Source organism: Nocardioides sp. NBC_00850, from assembly GCF_045207335.1.
In the GTDB taxonomy this organism is placed as follows: Bacteria; Actinomycetota; Actinomycetes; order Propionibacteriales; family Nocardioidaceae; genus Nocardioides.
The window spans coordinates 4,325,948-4,342,747 of record NZ_CP108845.1 but is presented as its reverse complement, the minus strand read 5'-3'; the positions used below and the strand labels follow the sequence as shown (position 1 = coordinate 4,342,747).

The following is a 16,800-nucleotide window of genomic DNA, read 5'->3' as shown; positions in this document are numbered from 1 at the left end:
ATGGCGACCATGGACCGCATAGCGGAGCTGCCACGGGCAGCGGCCAGCAGGTGCTCCGAGCTCGGGCGGCAGTTCGAGTTCTACGGCAAGGCGATCGCCCATGTGCCGCGGGCAGTGCGCGGTCACCGCCGCGAGATCCTTCGACTGATCGCCGAGGTCAGTCTCGGCACCGGGGCGCTCGCAGTCATAGGCGGCACCGTCGTGGTCGTCGCCTTCCTCACCGCCTTCATCGGCGTGGAGGTGGGTCTTCAGGCGTACACCACGTTCGGAAACATCGGGGTCGAGGTCCTGTCCGGGTTCTTCTCGGCCTACTTCAACACCCGTGAGGCGGCGCCGATCCTGTCCGCGATCGCGTTGACGGCGACTGTCGGGGCGGGGTTCACGGCTCAGCTCGGGGCGATGCGGGTCAGCGAGGAGATCGATGCGCTGGAGGTGATGGCGATCCCGTCGATCCCGTACCTGGTCACCACGCGGATCATCGCCGGACTGATCGCCGTCATTCCGCTCTTCGCCATCGCGGTCGTGATGACGTTCGCGGCCACTCGGCTGGTGGTCACCATCGGGTTCGGTCAGGCGGCGGGGACGTACGACCACTACTTCCGCACCTTCCTGGTGCCAGGTGACCTAGCGCTGGCACTTCTCAAGGTGGCGATCATGGCGGTCGTCATCATGGCGGTCTGCTGCTTCTATGGCTACGACGCCACCGGCGGCCCAGCGGGCGTCGGCCGGGCGGTCGGGCTCGCCGTGCGGACCTCCCTTGTCCTGATCATGATCATCGATCTCGCCTTCGGCCTGGCCCTGTGGGGCGGGACGTCGGTCCACATCTCGGGGTGACCTCGTGAACCTACGCCATCTCATCTACGGCATCTCGTGCATCGGTCTTGCCGCCGTTGTCGTCGCAGGGGTGCTCGCGCTCTACCGAGGCGACTTCCGCCGCTCCGTTGCCGTCACCGTGGACGCTCCACGCGCTGGCCTGGCGATGCAGCCCGGCTCCGACGTCAAGCTGCGGGGCGTCAAGATCGGCCGCGTCGACGCGGTCGAACCCACATCCGACGGGGCGCGGCTGCGGATCACGATCGACCAGGACCAGGCCCACTGGGTTCGGCGCGACGCGACGGCCGCCATCGTGCCACCGACCGCGTTCGGCGCGAAGTACGTCTCGTTGACGAGCCCGGAGACGTCGTCCCCCCGAATCGGAGAGAACACGACGATCGCGGCCGATGACGTGACTGTCGAGGTCAACGAAGCGTTCACGAACCTCAACGGTGTGCTCGCGGCTGCACAGCCGGACAAGGTGGACAACGCGCTCACCGCGCTCGCCGGCGGCGTCAACGGTCGTGGCGACGAGATCAACTCGCTGATCGGCTCCGGCTCGCAGTGGGTGGACACCGTCAACGGCTCACGGAAGGCACTGGACAGAGACCTCGCCACCGCGGCCCCAGTGGCCCGACAGTACGACTCGATGGCACCCGACCTCCTCGCCACACTCGACCAGGCGACCACCACGAGCCGCACGCTGTCGCAGAAGCAGAGCCAGCTGGCACTCACCGCGAACCAAGCCACCCGGCTCAGCAACGACACCAGCCCACTGCTCGCGAAGATCAACAAGCCCCTCGAGCGCGATCTCGAACTCCTTCAGCCGGTCACCGACCTCGCCGCGGACTATTCCTCGGAGCTTCCCTGCCTGCTCGCGGGCACGGTCGTGGCGGAGAGATGGGCTGAGGATGCCGTAGGAGGTCAACGCGCGGGCATCTCTACCTACACACGGCTGAGGCCGTCGCGCGAGCCCTACACATACCCCAACGATCTTCCGGTCGTCGGAGACCGGAGCGGACCGGAGTGCCGCGGTATGCCCTTGGTGACGAACGACGAGGCGGCCTCACTCGCTCCCCGCCTCCAGACCGGGACCGACCCGCAGCACACCGGTCCGACCTCCCCGAGCGAGGAGCTTCGTACGACCTTCTTCGGAGCGCTGGCCGGGGTGGTGAACCTCGGATGACCTATCGCACCAAGCATCGGACGACACTCCTGAAGCTGAGCGTGTTCGCGGCCGTGTCCGCGGCCATCGCGGCCTACCTGGCGATCCTCGTCAGCGACTCCTCGCCGGACTCGATGACCTCCTACACGGCAGTGTTCGAGGACGTCTCCGGCCTGCAAGAGGGAGACGAGGTCCGGGTGGCCAGCGTCGCGGTGGGCAAGGTCGAATCGATGAAGATCGGCGCGCGCAACACCGTCAGGGTCGGGTTCGACGTCCCCGCAGATATCCCACTGACGCTCACGACGCGTGCGACGGTCAGATACAAGAACCTCATCGGCGACCGCTACCTGGAGCTTGCCAAGCCCGACGGAACGTCGCAACCGATGGGGGAGAAGCGGACCATCCCGACCAGCCGGACGGCGGCCGCTCTCGACCTGGACACTCTCCTCAACGGATTCAAGCCCCTCTTCGCCGGACTGGCCCCCAAACAGATCAACGCGCTCTCCGCCCAACTGATCAGGGTGCTCCAGGGACAGAACGGAGCGGTGACCTCGCTGGTCACCACCATCGCCTCCTTCACCACGACCGTGGCCGAGCGCGGCGAGCTGGTCGGACGGGTGATCGACAACCTCAACGCGGTGCTGGGGACCGTCGACCAGCATCGCGAGGAACTGAGCCAGGTCATCACCCAGCTCAAGGACCTCAGCAAGGGGTTGAACAAGGACGCGCCCACCGTCCTCGCGGCACTCGGCGAGATCGACACCGTCGCCGTCTCCGGCGAGGACCTGCTCGCACGCACCGACCAGACCATCGCGGCAGACCTGGCCGGCCTGCGCTCGGTCACCGGAAACCTCGACCGCAAGGACGACCAGCTCGCGAGCATCCTCGACCAGCTCCCCGGCCACTACCAGGCAGTCATGCCGACCGGGTCGTTCGGCAACTTCTTCAACTTCTATCTGTGCGGCCTCCAGCTGAGGATCACGCCGGAGGAGGACCCGACGGCAAAGCCTGTGACGACTCCATGGATCAACAGTGATGTAGCGAGGTGCCAACCATGACGTCCCTGCGAGAGATGATCGCGGAGAAGAGCTTCCAAGAGCGCGATCCCATCCGGATCGCGATCGTGACGACTCTCGCGCTGGCGCTCGTCGTAGCGGTCCTGGTCCGCTGGGACAGTCTTCCGCTGGTTGCCGGCGGCTATCAGCACACCGCCTACTTTGCAGACGCCGGCGGCCTGGAGGAGGGTGACGACGTCCTCGTCTCCGGGATGACGGTAGGTGAGGTGAAGACCATCGCCTTGGATGGGACGCGGGTGAGGGTGGACTTCGAGATCACCCCTGGGGAGGTGCATCTCGGCAGCCAGTCGAAGGCAGCGATCGTGACCTTGACCCTGCTCGGCCGGGCCGGCCTCCAGGTCACCTCCGCGGGGGACGGCAAGCTCGGAGCGGCGATCCCGGTCGCCAGGACATCCTCGCCCTACGAGCTCACCAGTGCCCTCGCCGACCTGACCACGACCTCCGAACAGATCGACACCGAGGCCCTGACGAAGGCGCTCGACACCGCCTCCGGCACACTCGCCGGCACCGAGGACCAGATCAAGCCGGCTCTCGATGGCGTCACCGGGGTCGCGCGGACGATCTCCGGCCACGACGACCAGCTGCGACAGCTGCTGGATCGCGCCTCCTCGGTCTCCGAGCTACTCAGCGAGCGGAACTCGGACATCACGACGCTTCTGGGGTCGGGCGGGGACCTGCTCCAGCAGCTCAACGCCAACCAGCAGCTGATCATCGCCCTGCTGCACGATGCGACTGCTCTCTCGCAGCAGATCCAGACCACCATCGCTCGGCTCCAGAAGGACACGCCGCCCGCGCTCAAGCATCTCAACAAGGTGGTGGCACTGCTGAACGACAAGAAGGAGCAGGTCGACGCGGCCATCGCTGGTCTCTACAGCTATGCCTACGAGCTGGGCGAGGCCTTCTCCAGCGGGCCGTTCTTCGACGCTTACATCCAGAACCTCACCGCGCCCAGCTCGCTGACGCCGGTCCTCTCGGAGGTGTTGCAATGAACGTCCTTCAGACACGCAACGTGGTCATCGCTGTGGTGGTCGCACTCGTCGCCGCAGGCGCCTTGGTTGCCCTGCAACAACGCGAGCGCCAAGTCACCGCGTACTTCTCGACGTCGACAGGGCTGTACCCCGGCGACGAGGTCAAGGTGCTCGGTGTGGCAGTGGGCAAGGTTGCTGCCATCCATCCTGAAGGCAAGAAGGTGCGCGTCGAGATGGACGTCGATGCCGACCAGCGGTTCCCGCGGGGGGCGAATGCTGCGATCGTCTCGCCCAGCCTGGTCAGCGGCCGTTTCGTGCAGATCTTCCCCGCGTACGCCGGTGGCCCCGCGATGGCGGACGGTGCGGCGATCCCGCTGAGCCGTACGGCGGTGCCGGTCTCCTTCGACGAGGTCAAGAAGCAGTTGACCGATCTGGCGACGGCGCTCGGGCCGCAAGGAACCGACAAGACCGGCGCGCTCGATCGGATCCTCACCAGTGTCGACGCCAACCTCGACGGTGGAACCGACGTCTCGCTGCGCAACTCCCTCACGGAGATGCGACGCGCCGCAGAAACCCTCGCAGCCGGCCGACAAGACCTCTTCGACACCATCTCGAACCTCAACGTCTTCATCGCCAACCTGGTGGCCAACGATCAGGCGCTACGCAGGTTCACGACGCAGTTGGCGCAGTTCTCCGGCGTCCTCGCCGCGAACAGGAAGGCGATCGCGCGCAGCCTGCGTGAGCTCCAAGGCGCGCTGAAGCAGGTCCAGACGTACGTCGACACCAATGAACGCGCACTCGGGACCAGCGTCGAGGAGCTCAACGAGCTCGTTGCGACGGTTTCGAACCGCTCCGATCAGGTGGCCGGAATCCTCCACGTCGCGCCGCACACTGTGAACAACTTCTACAACACCTTCTCCGACCAGGCGGTCACCGGCAGGGCGACCCTCAACAACCTCCAGGGCGTCGCGCAGCTGCTCTGCGGCGGGATCCTCGGCACCGGCGGGACGGCGGAACAGTGCCAGCAGGCTGTTCAGCCACTCCTGACCACGCTCGGACTCAGCGAGCTTCCGCTCCATGTCGCCACGGGGCCGGAGGAGAAGTCCGACAGGACCAGACCGCCATCGAGCGGGTCGCCCCGGACTCCCGCTCCCGACGATCTGCTCGCACAGCTGACCCAGCTGGGCCAGACCGACAGGGAGAACTGATGAACCCGCGACTCGCGACTGTGCTGATTCTCCTTGCTTGCGCCGTTCTCACGTCGGGCTGCGACCTTCGCCCCAACTCCCACACGCTGCCTGGGCAGGTCGCGGTCGGGGGCGACGGCTATACGGTCACCGCGACGTTCGACAACGTAGAGAACCTGGTGCCCAACTCGGCGGTGATGGCAGACGACGTCACGATCGGCACCGTCACCCGGATCGGGGTCAGCAACTGGAAGGCCAAGGTGACGATGCGCCTCAAGCGCTCGGTTCCCCTCCCCACCAACGTACGACTGCTGATCGGCCAGAAGACGCTGCTCGGCGCGCAGTACGTCGAGATCCAGCAACCCGTGCAACCGGTCGGAGAGCTCGCCGACGGCGCGAAGCTCACCGAGGCCGACACCGGTGTCTACCCGGAGACCGAGCAGATCCTTGCCGGAGTGTCCCTGCTGTTGAACAACGGCGGTCTGTCCCAGCTCAGCACGATCACCGGCGAGCTCTCCCGATCTCTCAACGGGCGCATCCCCGACACCCGGCAGCTGATCCGACAGCTGAACCAGGTGCTGGCGGTCGCAGACCGCCGCAGGCAGGACTTCATAGCAGCGCTCACCGAGATCGACTCCCTTGCCGCCAAGCTGCGCAAAGAACGCGAGATGGTGGCCGATGCGCTCGACGCCCTGGCCCCCGGGCTGAAGGCACTCTCGATCGAGCGCGAGCGGCTGGTGCACGCGATCGAGGCTGTCGGTCACCTGAGCAAGGTCGGCAACGAGGTGATCATGCGCAGCCGCGACTCGCTGGAGGCCAACCTCGAGTCCATGCGCCCGATCCTGAACGAGCTCGCGAAGGCTGGCGACAGCATCCCCGAAGCGCTGAAGTACCTCATCACCGTCCCGTTCCCGGTCGGTACGTCGGAGAACGCGTTCCGCGGTGACTACGTGAACCTCTTCGCCACCATCGACGTCTCCGTGCCGTCCCTCACCGCGGCGTTCCTCGGTGACCTGCCCGGGACCGGCGTTTCCTCGGGGTCCGGCGCATCCAACGTTCCGGCCGACGACATCCTGGGCAACCTGCCCGGCGGCGCCAACGGAGGGGCTGGTGAAGGTCTCTTCCAGAAGTCGCCGGCCAACCAGGACACGGGCCAGCCGGGTGGCGATGACTCGTCGAGCTCGTCCACGGAACCCGAATGCGGAACCCTCCGTGATCTGATCGGAGGCTGCTGATGTTGTCCCGGCTGGTCAGGAAGCAGCTGGTCGCCTTCACCATCATCGGCGTGCTGGCGACGGTCTTCGCAGCGATCCGCTACGTCGATCTACCGCAGGTCCTCGGAGCCGGTCACTACACGGTCACGGCCCGCTTCGCCGACATCAGCGGCCTCTACCCCCGGGCGATCGTCACCTACCGAGGCGCAGACATCGGACTCGTGCGGTCGGTCCGGCTCACACCCGAAGGGACCGAGGTCGACCTGAGCCTGCGTACGGCGTCGAAGATCCCGCGAGATGTCGTCGCCAGCATCCACAGCACCTCCGCCATCGGTGAGCAGTACGTCGACCTTGTGCCGCGCGCCGACGGCGGTCCCTACTTGGCCGACGGGTCGGTCATCACCGCGGCCGACACCCGTGAGATGCCGCAGATCGGCCCGGTGCTCACCAGCCTCAACCGCACGCTGGACTCGGTGCCGAACGACCGCCTCACCCGCGTGCTCGACCAGGCCAACACCGGTCTCGGTGGGGCCGGCCCCGATATCGGTCAGCTCCTGGGTGATGCCAACGCGATCGCCGAGGACGCCAATGCGTACGTCGACCAGACGACGTCGTTGATCGAGGGCGCCTCGCCGTTTCTGGAGACGCAGAGGGATCTGGCAGCAGAGGAGCGCGCAGCGCTCGCCTCGCTCTCGACCACCACCCGGCAGCTCCAGGCCAGCGACCCCGACCTGCGCCGTCTGCTGACCACCATCCCGGCCGCAGCCGGCACCGTCGATGACCTCGTCCTCGGGATCACCCCGACGCTGCCGACACTGCTGGCAAACCTCACAGCTCCGGCCGAGGTCCTCAACGTCTATCTGCCCAACCTCAAGCAGACCTTCATCGTCTACCCCGTGATGATGGCCGCCGTCCAAGGAGCGCTGCTGCCACACACCGACACCGGCGCGGTCAAGCTCGACCTACGCACCAATGTGAACAACCCGCCCTCGTGCACCGACGGCTTCATCCCGAAGTCGGAGCGACGCATCCCCTCAGACCTCAGCAAGCGCTCCACACCGCTCGGGCTGCACTGCATCGCCGACAACACGACCGAAGGCGTACGCGGCGCCCGGTTCTCGCCGTGCCCCAACGATCCGGCCAAGCGCTCAGCGACACCGGCGGGATGCGGGTTGCGCTTCGGTGCGGGCTCGCGCTCGGAGCGTACCGTCCCCAAGGCCGATGCGCCGCCGGCGCCGAGCGGTGTTGCGACCTATGACCCGATCACCGGATATCTCCAGGCACCCCAAGGCGGCACGTATCGCGTCGGGGATGCCGTCTCGATCCCGCCAGGTGCGCCCTGGACACGTCTGCTGTTGCCGGAGGAGAAATGAGCACACTGACCGAGGCTTTGGCCGCCCCACATCTCAAGAGGGTCCTCGCGGTTCCAGGTACGCCGCCCTTCAGATTCATTGCCTACCTCGGGCTCGTCGCCCTCCTGGTCCTGGCGCCGGTGCAGGTCGTCGCTATCCATCGCCAGGGTGAGCGCACCGAGGCACGGCGTGACGCGGTGGCGGTCGCGCAGCGGAGCGTCGTCGCGTTGACGACCGTCAGCGCCGAGAACCTCGATGACGACATCTCCCGGATGATGAAGGACGCCACGCCAGGCTTCCGTGCCCAGTTCGAGAAGCAGGCAACGGCCTTCCGTGAAGGCGTACGCCAGGGCAAGGTGACCTCGAAAGGGTCAGTGAACGCGGCCGGGATCTCCTCGATCACCGAGAAGAAGGCCGTCGTGATGGTCGCCGCCGATGGGACGGTGTCGAACACTGTCTCGTCCGGGCCACAAGAACGCAGCTATCGCCTTCGGGTGACGTTGAAGCGCACCGACGAGCGTTGGCTGGTGAGCGGAATGGAGTTCGTCTCATGAGCACCTCACAGGCCCCGAAGTCCGCAGGTCTCAGGCGGGTGTGGACCGCGATCGCCGTCCTCGCTATCGCCCTCGTGGCCCTCAACGTCGGCTTGCTGCGAGAACGCCACTCCGGTGACCGTGTGGAGGAAGCGCGAGCGGAGGCCGTCAAGAGCGCGAAGACGCTGGTCCCAACCGTCTTGTCCTACGACTATCGCCGACTCGACGCCGACCTCGCCAAAGCCAAGGCATCCACAACGGGCCGGTTCGCGACCGAGTACGCCGGCGTGGTCGACGGCAAGCTCCGCCAGTCCGCAGCCCAGGGCAAGGTCGTCTCGAAGGCAACCGTCACCGGCTCATCTCTTGTCACGGCCACCGCGAACCGCGCAGTGGTGCTGCTCTTCGTGGCCCAGTCGACAACGCGATCGGGGTCGAAGGTGCCGGCGATCAGCACCAGCCGGGTCGAGGCCAGCCTTGCGCTGCGTGATGGCCAGTGGCTGGTCTCCGGGATCACGACCGTGTGAGGCGGTCCCGACGTAGGCGCTTGTGCCAGATCGACGACGCACATGCCACAAAAGCTGCTCGCGAAGTGTGGATCGGCCGAGGTAGCATGAACGTGAACTCAGTTTCGATTAACGATTTCACGACATCCGGTAGCGGCTGTCGGCCGTCGAGAATCAAGGGAAGGATGATGTTCCGCACCCGATTCACCGAGCTGTTCGGCGTTGAGCACCCCGTGGTCTGCGGCGGGATGACGGGGCTGGGCACCGCGCCGCTCATCTCCGCGGTCGCCAACGCCGGCGCCTTGGGCTTCCTTACAGCGCTCACGCAACCCACGCCGGAGGCCCTTGTGGAGGAGATACGCAGAACCCGCGAGCTGACCGATCGGACGTTCGGGGCCAATCTCACCATCCTGCCAACCATCAAACCTGTTCCCTACGACGAGTACCGGGCCGCGATCATCGAAGCGGGCATCACTATCGTGGAGACCGCCGGATCGAGCCCCGCGCCGCACATGCCGGACTTCCGCGGGGCTGGAGTGAAGGTCATCCACAAGGCGACGTCTGTATGTCACGCTCTCTCGGCGGAACGAAAGGGTGTCGACGCCATCAGCATCGATGGCTTTGAATGCGCGGGCCATCCCGGCGAGGACGATGTGCCGGGACTTGTGCTCATCCCCGCAGCGGTGCGTGCGCTCTCGGTCCCCGTCATCGCCAGCGGCGGCATCGCCACAGGCGAGGGGCTCGCCGCCGCGCTGGCGCTTGGTGCTGACGCCGTCAACATGGGGACCCGCTTCATGGCGACGAACGAAGCCCCGACCCATTCCAACGTCAAGGATCAGATCGTCGCGAACACGGAGCTGGACACAGTCGTGGTGTTTCGTGAGTTCAAGAACAGTGCACGGGTGGCGAAGAACTCCATATCTGAGCAAGTTGCGGAGATAGGAAGTAGGCCGGGCGCGACTTTCATTGATGTCGCAGCCCTCGCTTCGGGCGTCCGTGGCAGGTCTCAAGTGCTGGATCAGGGTCAGATGGAGGGCGGGATGTGGTGGGCGGGGCAGACGCAGGGGCTCATTCACGAAGTCGCCCCCGTGAATGAGGTCGTGTCTACGATCATCGCCGATGCCGCAGCAGCCGTTGGCCGGCTGTCGAACCTCGTCGGGCGGCGCTCGGCCGTGGGGAGCCTGTCATGAATGTCGCAGGCAAGGTCGCCGTCGTCACGGGAGCGGGCGGCGGTATTGGGGCGGCACTTGCTGCCGGGCTCGCTGAGCGGGGCGCTCGTGTCGTGATTGCAGATCTCGATCCCGAAAGCACCGGCAAGGTCGCCGCAGCGGTGGGCGGAGTCGCCGTGGTTGGGGATGCATCCCAGATCTCGGTGCTGAAAGAGATGATCGCTGCCGCCGAAAGCAACTTCGGGCCGGTGGACCTCTTCTTCGCCAACGCAGGGATCATGGGGGAGGCCGGCATTGGCGAGAGCGACGAGGAGTGGCAGCGCATCGTTGACATCAACCTCCTCGCTCACGTCCGGGCTGCACGCTTGCTGCTACCGGGCTGGATCGAACGCGGATCGGGATACTTCGTGTCGACCGCCTCGGCCGCCGGACTACTGACCCAGATCGGCGCCGGGCCGTACTCGGTCACCAAGCATGCGGCCATCGGTTTCAGCGAGTGGCTGTCGGTTACCCATGGGGACCAAGGGGTCCGGGTGAGTTGCGTCTGCCCTATGGGTGTCAACACCGCCATCCATCATGACGCGCTCAACTCAGAGGACGAGGCGTCGCAACTCGGGGCGAACGTGGTGGCTAGAGCCGGTAGCGTGCTGGAACCCGAGGATGTCGCCGCGATCACGCTGGCGGCGATCGAGGAGGAGACGTTCCTGGTGCTCCCGCATCCAGAGGTGCTCGAGTACTACCGACGCAAAGGATCTGACTATGACCGTTGGCTGGGCGGAATGCGACGCCTCCAGAGCGAGGCGGCCGGTGCCTGATCCCGCGAGACGGCGGAACCGAAGGCCGCGATCCGCATCCCGGCCGGCTCATCAGGCCCCTGTCCATCGTCCGAGGCGGGCACCCGTGCCACGGCGTGCCTTGCCGGGGTGGTCGCCGGGGTTCGCCCCCAGTAGGGCAAACTAAACGCATTGACCTCCGGGAAGCCAGGGATGCGACCTGGCCGCTGCGAAAGGGAGAGGGACCTCGGTGACCGAAGACATTGCTCGCAAGGCGCCGGTGACGGGCCGAGGGATCCGGACACGCCAAGCCCTGGTCGCTGCTGCACGCTTCATCTTCGAGCGCGACGGCTATCTGGATGCGCGGCTGACAGACATCACTTCCGAAGCCAAGTGCTCCACCGGGACCTTCTATACATACTTCAAAGACAAAGAAGAGATCTTCGCCGCCGTCATGGAGGAGGCGAAGAATGAGATGCTCCATCCGGGGATGGAGCACGTCCACGGTGTCGATGATCCGGCAGCGATCATCGAGGCTAGCAACCGTGCCTATCTCAAGAGCTATCGTCGCAACGCGAACCTCATGAGGCTGCTCGAGCAGGTCGCGAACATCGATCCTAAAGTGCGGGAACTGCGACGTGCACGCGCCTGGGTGTTCGTCGAACGTAACGCCCGCGGGATACAAGAGCTTCAGGAGCGAGGACTCGCCGATCCCGACGTCGATCCCGTGTTGGCCTCTCGTGTGCTCTCGGGCATGATCAGCCGGTTCGCGTACTCCACCTTCGTGCTCAACGACGGCGGCGAGTTCGAGGACCTGGTGTATACGGCGACCCGGCTGTGGTGCAACGCGTTGTGCATCGAACACCACCTCACGAAGCCGTGAGTCGTCGACGAGTGGCGACTGACTGACACCGGAGTCCTGGCAGCGCCCTTCCGCGTCGTCGCAATGATCGCATTCGCGGCCACGGCGTCGGTCGTCATCCCGTGTGGTTCGGGTCCATCGTGTACGACTGCCGGAGTGCCACGGAGCATCGAGGGCTGGCCCTGCTACTCGCGCCCGAGGAATGGAAGGACCACCCGACATCCGTGGGTAGGCCACTCAGCGGTACTCCTCACGTCCTCGACAAGGACATGTGTGAGCTGGGACCGGGCCAAGTCGGTGAGATCTACTGGGAGACCGACACCCCTCCGTGTACCACAACCACCCGGAGAAGACTCAGGAGTCGCGGTCCCCGCAGAGTTGGTGCTCAGTCGAAGATCTCGGTTACCTGGACGAAGAGGGCAACCTGTAAACAAATCGACGAGGTCGTCGGGTGCTGGTCGCGGCGGGCGTAACCCGAGGGTCGCGTCGAAGCCCATCCCGAGCGCCGACGTCGCCACCAGCGCCTTGACCTTCCCGGCGGCCAGCGACTCCTCCAGCTCGGCCCTGACCGACACAGCCGCATTCATGATCATCACCGGCGGCGAGAACGTCTACCTGGTCGAGGTCGAAAACGCGCTCATGGCCCACCACGACATCCGCGACGTCGCGGTCGTCGGTCATCAGGACCCGGACCTGGGTCAGCGCGTCGTGGCCTTCGTCGAGCCCGTACGTCCGGCCGAGAACGAGAGTGCGTGGCTGAAGTCCGTCAACATGCACCTGAGGACGCACTTGGCCGGGTACAAGTGTCCGCGCGAGATTCGGCTCGTAGAGCGGTTGCCGCGCACACCTACGGGCAAGGTGATGAAACGAGATCTCCTTTGAGACCGGCCATGTGCTGGGCGGATTCGTGTCATTTCTGTACCGGTGTGCGGCGGGTTCGACCTACGTGACGGACGTCGCACCTTCGTACGTTGGGTGTGACCGGAACACAAGTCGAACCAGGAGGACGTACGTCGTGGACCTTGACAAGCGATCACCAGTTGCAGCGCCGCCGATCCGCGCCACGGCCTTTGTCGGTCGGTGGCCCAACGTCCCAGCGGGCGATTGGCCTGAGATGCCGACCGGTACGTTCCCGCCCACCAGCGCGACCCTCATCAGCGGTCCGACCGAGGCGGTTCTGATCGACGCCCTCTACCTGAAGGACGACGTCCGAGAGCTCGGGGATCTGATCGAGCGTACCGGCAAGGCGTTGACGACGATCTACGTCACCCATGCCCACGCCGACCACTACGCGGGATTCGGGCCGCTGCTCGAGCGATTCCCGGACGCAAGGTGCGTGGCCATGCCCGACGTGGTCGACGCCATCAAGGACGGGATGGACCTGCACACCCAGCAGTGGGCGATGCTCTTCGGCGACGCCTGTGTGACGCCGGGCCCGCTGCCGGACCCGATCCAGGAACGGACCCTGTTCGTCGACGGGTCACCGGTGAACATCATCGAGGTGAAGCAGGCCGATATCCATCCCACCTCGATCGTGCACGTGCCCGAGATCGACGTCGTGGTTGCCGGTGACTCCATCTACAACGAGATCCACCCGATGGTCGGCCTCTCCACGCCCGAGGAATGGTCGAACTGGCTCGAGACCGTGGCTCTCGTGGAGAGCCTGAACCCTCGCATGATCGTGGCCGGACACCGCAGGCCAGACGGTGATGACTACGCCGTCGACACCATGATCGCCCAGACGCGTTCCTACATCCAGGACTTCGCTGCTGCCTATGAGGTCGCCAAGGGCATCGAGGACCTCGTCACCAGCATGGTCGAGAAGTACCCCCATCACGGCAACCTCTGGAGCCTGCAGTTCTCCGCCGCGAGCGCACTCCAGTACCGCGACACCGGCCAGACAGCAGCGGACATCGCGCCGGACGAAGGGTGAGGGCAGGCGTGGTCTCTCCGGAGAGCACGAGAACGCACAGCGGATCCATCAGAACGTCTTGCAGGGCGTCGTCAGTCGGCCTGCACCGCTTCGGTCTGCTGAGCGAGCCCGCACCGAGCGGGTGGGGGAGACCGTCACGTCACGAGAGGTTCGAGAAATGAAGATCCGAGGTGCTGTTCTGCGCACCGTAGGGGCCGACCGGCCCTATGGGAAGAGTGAGCCGATCGATGTATGTGAGCTGGAGCTCGCGCCGCCGGCGGCGTCGGAGCTGCTGGTACGCATCGAGGCGGCCAGCGTTTGCCACTCCGACCTTTCCGTTGTCAACGGCTCGCGGCCGAGACCGGTACCGATGTTGCTGGGGCACGAGGCGGCCGGCATCGTCGTCGAAACGGGACCGGACGTTGCGGATGTTTCACCCGGTCAGCGCGTAATCCTTACGTTTCTCCCTCGCTGTGGGAAGTGCAAGGGGTGTCTGACCGACGGCAAGGCCCCCTGTGTGTGGGGCTCGGCAGCGAATGGCGCCGGCGAGATGCTCTCCGGCGGCAGCCGACTGAGTATCTCGGGGGTACCGGTCCGACATCACCTCGGCGTGTCCGCGTTCGCCACCCATGCGGTCGTTGATCGCCGGTCGGTAGTTCCCGTCGAGAACGATGTGCCGCCCTCCGTCGCAGCGGTGCTCGGTTGCGCGGTCCTCACTGGTGGGGGCGCGGTCATCAACGCTGTGAAACCGCAGCCCGGGATGAGCATCGCCGTGATCGGTCTGGGAGGGGTGGGGATGGCGGCACTCCTCACGGCCCTGTCTTTCGCCGGAGTCCGGGTGTACGCCGTCGACTCATCGAGTGCCAAGCGCGATCAGGCAGTCGCGTTCGGTGCGCATGGGGTCTACTCACCGGAGGAGGCGGCGAGCGAGCTGCGTGCTGACGCTGTTGTCGAGGCAGTCGGTAGATCTGTGGCGTTCGAGCTCGCGGTGACGTGTACGGCACCGGGCGGAACCACTGTCACGGTGGGACTTCCCGCTCCCGATGACCTGGCATCGATCTCACCTCTGGGACTCGTCGGCGAGGGCAAGACGATCATCGGCAGCTATCTGGGTTCCTCCGTACCGGAGCGTGATCTGCCGCTCCTCGTCGACCTCTGGCGCCGCGGGCGGCTCCCGGTCGACCACCTGATCAGCTCGACCATCCCACTCTCGGACATCAATGACGCGATGGAGCGGCTCGCCGCTGGCACCGAGCTACGACAGATCATCGACCTGACCAAGGAGGACATGTGACGCTCACCGCGCGCCTCACAACCAGCGCCGTACCGACCGACCTTTACATCGCCGGCCGCTGGACATCGGCGAAATCAGCCCGACGGTTCTCCGTCCGCGATCCCGCCACCGAGTTGGAGATCGCCCAGGTCGCCGATTCTGACGCTGTGGATGCGGGGCTCGCGATGGCGGCGGCAGCGGAGGCGCAGGAGAGCTGGGGTGCAACTCCATCCCGCACCCGGGCCGACATCCTGCGGAATGCCTTCGACCTCGTCGTCGAGCGACGCGACGAATTCGCACGCCTGATCACCGCCGAGATGGGCAAGCCGTTGCGGGAAGCCCAGGTGGAGGTCGACTACGGAGCAGAGTTCCTGCGCTGGTTCGCCGACCGGGCCACCGCGGGTTCGGGGAGATACGCAGCGTCTCCCGACGGAAAGCTGCGCATCATGGTGACGAAGAAACCTGTCGGACCGTGTTTGCTGATCACCCCGTGGAACTTCCCGTTGGCGATGGCGACGAGGAAGATTGGTCCGGCCTTGGCGGCCGGCTGCACCGTGGTGGTCAAACCCGCCCAGTTGACGCCACTGACGACCTTGCTGCTGACCAGCGTCTTCGACGAGGTCGGCCTGCCAGCCGGAGTGCTCAACGTCGTTCCGACAACGAATGCTTCAGAGGTTGTGAATCCGCTTCTGCGCGACCCTCGGCTGCGCAAGGTCTCGTTCACCGGATCGACTGCTGTGGGGCAGAACCTGCTGCGTACGTCCGCGGACCGAGTACTGCGAACATCGATGGAGCTGGGTGGGAACGCGCCGTTCATCGTGTTCGACGACGCCGATATTGACCAGGCGGTGGATGGGGCCGTCGCTGCGAAGCTGCGGAACATGGGCGAAGCCTGCACAGCAGCGAACAGGTTTCTGGTCCAGAACGGGATCCACGACGAGTTCGCGCGTCGACTCGCCGACCGATTCGGGAAGCTCCGTCTCGGAGCGGGCGCGGAGCCCGGCACCGATATCGGGCCGATGATCTCCGAACGGAGTAGACAGGAGATCCACTCCTCGGTCCGTAACGCCATCGACTCCGGCGCGAGCACCCTTGTGGGCGGGGAGATCCCGGCTGGCCGCGGATACTTCTATCCGCCGACCGTTCTGGCGGGGGTCTCCGCTGATGCTCGGGTCGCACGCGAAGAGGTGTTCGGCCCGGTGGCCCCTTTGATCAGGTTCGACAGCGAGGACGAGGCTGTCGCGCTCGCCAACGACACCGAGTACGGCCTTGCGTCCTATCTCTTCACCCGAGACCTCTCTCGTGCGCATCGCCTCCCGGATCGTCTCGAGTTCGGCATGGTCGGGCTCAACACGGGCATCATCTCGAACCCGGCCGCACCGTTCGGCGGGGTCAAGCAATCGGGGCTGGGGCGCGAAGGCGGCGATTGCGGCCTGGAGGAGTATCAGGAAACTCAATACATCGGCACGCCGACGTCGGGGCCGAACGCATGAACGCCACGACCGGAAAGCCGGCCGGCCTTCGGATCGCGGACTACCCGGTACGTATCCCGATGCAGGTCCGTTGGTCGGATGTCGACATGTACGGGCACGTGAACAACGCTGTCTACTACCAATGGTTCGACTCGGCGATCAACGGATGGCTCCTCGACGAGGTGGGAGCGGTGCCCCGCGAGGCCGACGTCATCGGTGTCGTCGGCGAGTCGGCGTGTTCCTACGAATCCGAGGTGGGCTACGGGGAGGAGATATCGATCGGCCTCGCCGTCGGCGCTATCGGGACCAGCAGTGTCACCTATGTCCTGGCAGCCTTTGCAGGAAGCGAGGCACGACGCGCCGCCCTCGGTCACTGGGTGCATGTGTATGTCGAGCGCGACGGCTCGGTGGCGCCGATACCGTCAGAGATCGCCGTGGCTCTGAAATCGGCTCAGGTAGATATCGCGCCCTTGACGTTTCGCAAGCTTTCGCGCTGAGCACCGCACGCTCTGAAGCCTGCAGTTCTCC

At 65.8% G+C, this 16,800-nt stretch carries 17 protein-coding genes; all 17 read left to right on the top strand.

The annotated features are described in order from the left end of the window. Window positions 1–834: an MlaE family ABC transporter permease gene (locus tag OH802_RS21140; protein ID WP_406021762.1), complete on the top strand. Its 834-nt coding sequence runs from the start codon at window positions 1–3 to the stop codon at window positions 832–834. A gap of 4 nt (window positions 835–838) precedes the next feature. Beyond that, entirely contained in the window at window positions 839–1,999 is a 1,161-nt protein-coding gene (locus OH802_RS21135) for an MCE family protein (RefSeq protein WP_406021760.1), read from the top strand. Continuing rightward, window positions 1,996–3,036, top strand: coding sequence for an MCE family protein (locus OH802_RS21130; RefSeq protein ID WP_406021758.1), 1,041 nt, complete (start codon window positions 1,996–1,998; stop codon window positions 3,034–3,036). The genes OH802_RS21135 and OH802_RS21130 overlap by 4 nt, the downstream gene beginning before the upstream one ends. Next, window positions 3,033–4,043 carry an MCE family protein gene (locus OH802_RS21125; RefSeq protein ID WP_406021756.1) on the top strand — a complete coding sequence of 337 codons (1,011 nt, stop codon included), beginning with the start codon at window positions 3,033–3,035 and terminating at the stop codon, window positions 4,041–4,043. The genes OH802_RS21130 and OH802_RS21125 overlap by 4 nt, the downstream gene beginning before the upstream one ends. Beyond that, complete coding sequence (locus OH802_RS21120; RefSeq protein WP_406021754.1) at window positions 4,040–5,230, top strand: MCE family protein; 1,191 nt, start codon at window positions 4,040–4,042, stop codon at window positions 5,228–5,230. The genes OH802_RS21125 and OH802_RS21120 overlap by 4 nt, the downstream gene beginning before the upstream one ends. Next, complete coding sequence (locus OH802_RS21115) at window positions 5,230–6,444, top strand: MCE family protein (protein WP_406021752.1); 1,215 nt, start codon at window positions 5,230–5,232, stop codon at window positions 6,442–6,444. The genes OH802_RS21120 and OH802_RS21115 overlap by 1 nt, the downstream gene beginning before the upstream one ends. Further along, the gene (locus OH802_RS21110) at window positions 6,444–7,796 is read left to right on the top strand and encodes an MCE family protein (protein ID WP_406021750.1); all 1,353 of its coding nucleotides are present in this window, start codon (window positions 6,444–6,446) and stop codon (window positions 7,794–7,796) included. The genes OH802_RS21115 and OH802_RS21110 overlap by 1 nt, the downstream gene beginning before the upstream one ends. Then, window positions 7,793–8,329: a hypothetical protein gene (locus OH802_RS21105; RefSeq protein ID WP_406021748.1), complete on the top strand. Its 537-nt coding sequence runs from the start codon at window positions 7,793–7,795 to the stop codon at window positions 8,327–8,329. The genes OH802_RS21110 and OH802_RS21105 overlap by 4 nt, the downstream gene beginning before the upstream one ends. Then, on the top strand, window positions 8,326–8,832 hold the full coding sequence (locus OH802_RS21100) for a hypothetical protein (protein WP_406021746.1): 507 nt from the start codon (window positions 8,326–8,328) through the stop codon (window positions 8,830–8,832). Before OH802_RS21105 ends, OH802_RS21100 begins: the two co-directional genes overlap by 4 nt. An 86-nt stretch (window positions 8,833–8,918) precedes the next feature. Beyond that, the gene (locus tag OH802_RS21095; protein WP_406021744.1) at window positions 8,919–10,001 is read left to right on the top strand and encodes an NAD(P)H-dependent flavin oxidoreductase; all 1,083 of its coding nucleotides are present in this window, start codon (window positions 8,919–8,921) and stop codon (window positions 9,999–10,001) included. Then, the gene (locus OH802_RS21090; RefSeq protein ID WP_406021742.1) at window positions 9,998–10,795 is read left to right on the top strand and encodes an SDR family oxidoreductase; all 798 of its coding nucleotides are present in this window, start codon (window positions 9,998–10,000) and stop codon (window positions 10,793–10,795) included. Before OH802_RS21095 ends, OH802_RS21090 begins: the two co-directional genes overlap by 4 nt. A 208-nt stretch (window positions 10,796–11,003) precedes the next feature. Then, window positions 11,004–11,636 carry a TetR/AcrR family transcriptional regulator gene (locus OH802_RS21085; protein ID WP_406021740.1) on the top strand — a complete coding sequence of 211 codons (633 nt, stop codon included), beginning with the start codon at window positions 11,004–11,006 and terminating at the stop codon, window positions 11,634–11,636. 564 nt (window positions 11,637–12,200) lie between these two features. After that, window positions 12,201–12,497, top strand: a complete 297-nt coding sequence (locus OH802_RS21080; RefSeq protein ID WP_406021738.1) for an AMP-binding enzyme — start codon at window positions 12,201–12,203, stop codon at window positions 12,495–12,497. 232 nt (window positions 12,498–12,729) lie between these two features. Beyond that, window positions 12,730–13,548, top strand: a complete 819-nt coding sequence (locus OH802_RS21075; RefSeq protein ID WP_406021736.1) for an MBL fold metallo-hydrolase — start codon at window positions 12,730–12,732, stop codon at window positions 13,546–13,548. Window positions 13,549–13,705: 157 nt separating this feature from the next. Next, window positions 13,706–14,821 (top strand): alcohol dehydrogenase catalytic domain-containing protein, encoded by a 1,116-nt coding sequence (locus OH802_RS21070; RefSeq protein ID WP_406021734.1) that lies wholly within the window; start codon window positions 13,706–13,708, stop codon window positions 14,819–14,821. Further along, complete coding sequence (locus OH802_RS21065) at window positions 14,818–16,293, top strand: NAD-dependent succinate-semialdehyde dehydrogenase (protein WP_406021732.1); 1,476 nt, start codon at window positions 14,818–14,820, stop codon at window positions 16,291–16,293. Before OH802_RS21070 ends, OH802_RS21065 begins: the two co-directional genes overlap by 4 nt. Then, window positions 16,290–16,769: an acyl-CoA thioesterase gene (locus OH802_RS21060; RefSeq protein WP_406021730.1), complete on the top strand. Its 480-nt coding sequence runs from the start codon at window positions 16,290–16,292 to the stop codon at window positions 16,767–16,769. Before OH802_RS21065 ends, OH802_RS21060 begins: the two co-directional genes overlap by 4 nt. Window positions 16,770–16,800 lie beyond the last annotated feature (31 nt).

Coding starts and splice junctions, on each gene's coding strand:
- OH802_RS21140 (WP_406021762.1), top strand. CDS start 1: ATGGCGACCATGGACCGCATAGCGGAGCTGCCACGGGCAGCGGCCAGC.
- OH802_RS21130 (WP_406021758.1), top strand. CDS start 1,996: ATGACCTATCGCACCAAGCATCGGACGACACTCCTGAAGCTGAGCGTG.
- OH802_RS21125 (WP_406021756.1), top strand. CDS start 3,033: ATGACGTCCCTGCGAGAGATGATCGCGGAGAAGAGCTTCCAAGAGCGC.
- OH802_RS21120 (WP_406021754.1), top strand. CDS start 4,040: ATGAACGTCCTTCAGACACGCAACGTGGTCATCGCTGTGGTGGTCGCA.
- OH802_RS21115 (WP_406021752.1), top strand. CDS start 5,230: ATGAACCCGCGACTCGCGACTGTGCTGATTCTCCTTGCTTGCGCCGTT.
- OH802_RS21110 (WP_406021750.1), top strand. CDS start 6,444: ATGTTGTCCCGGCTGGTCAGGAAGCAGCTGGTCGCCTTCACCATCATC.
- OH802_RS21105 (WP_406021748.1), top strand. CDS start 7,793: ATGAGCACACTGACCGAGGCTTTGGCCGCCCCACATCTCAAGAGGGTC.
- OH802_RS21100 (WP_406021746.1), top strand. CDS start 8,326: ATGAGCACCTCACAGGCCCCGAAGTCCGCAGGTCTCAGGCGGGTGTGG.
- OH802_RS21095 (WP_406021744.1), top strand. CDS start 8,919: ATGAACGTGAACTCAGTTTCGATTAACGATTTCACGACATCCGGTAGC.
- OH802_RS21090 (WP_406021742.1), top strand. CDS start 9,998: ATGAATGTCGCAGGCAAGGTCGCCGTCGTCACGGGAGCGGGCGGCGGT.
- OH802_RS21080 (WP_406021738.1), top strand. CDS start 12,201: ATGATCATCACCGGCGGCGAGAACGTCTACCTGGTCGAGGTCGAAAAC.
- OH802_RS21075 (WP_406021736.1), top strand. CDS start 12,730: ATGCCGACCGGTACGTTCCCGCCCACCAGCGCGACCCTCATCAGCGGT.
- OH802_RS21070 (WP_406021734.1), top strand. CDS start 13,706: ATGAAGATCCGAGGTGCTGTTCTGCGCACCGTAGGGGCCGACCGGCCC.
- OH802_RS21060 (WP_406021730.1), top strand. CDS start 16,290: ATGAACGCCACGACCGGAAAGCCGGCCGGCCTTCGGATCGCGGACTAC.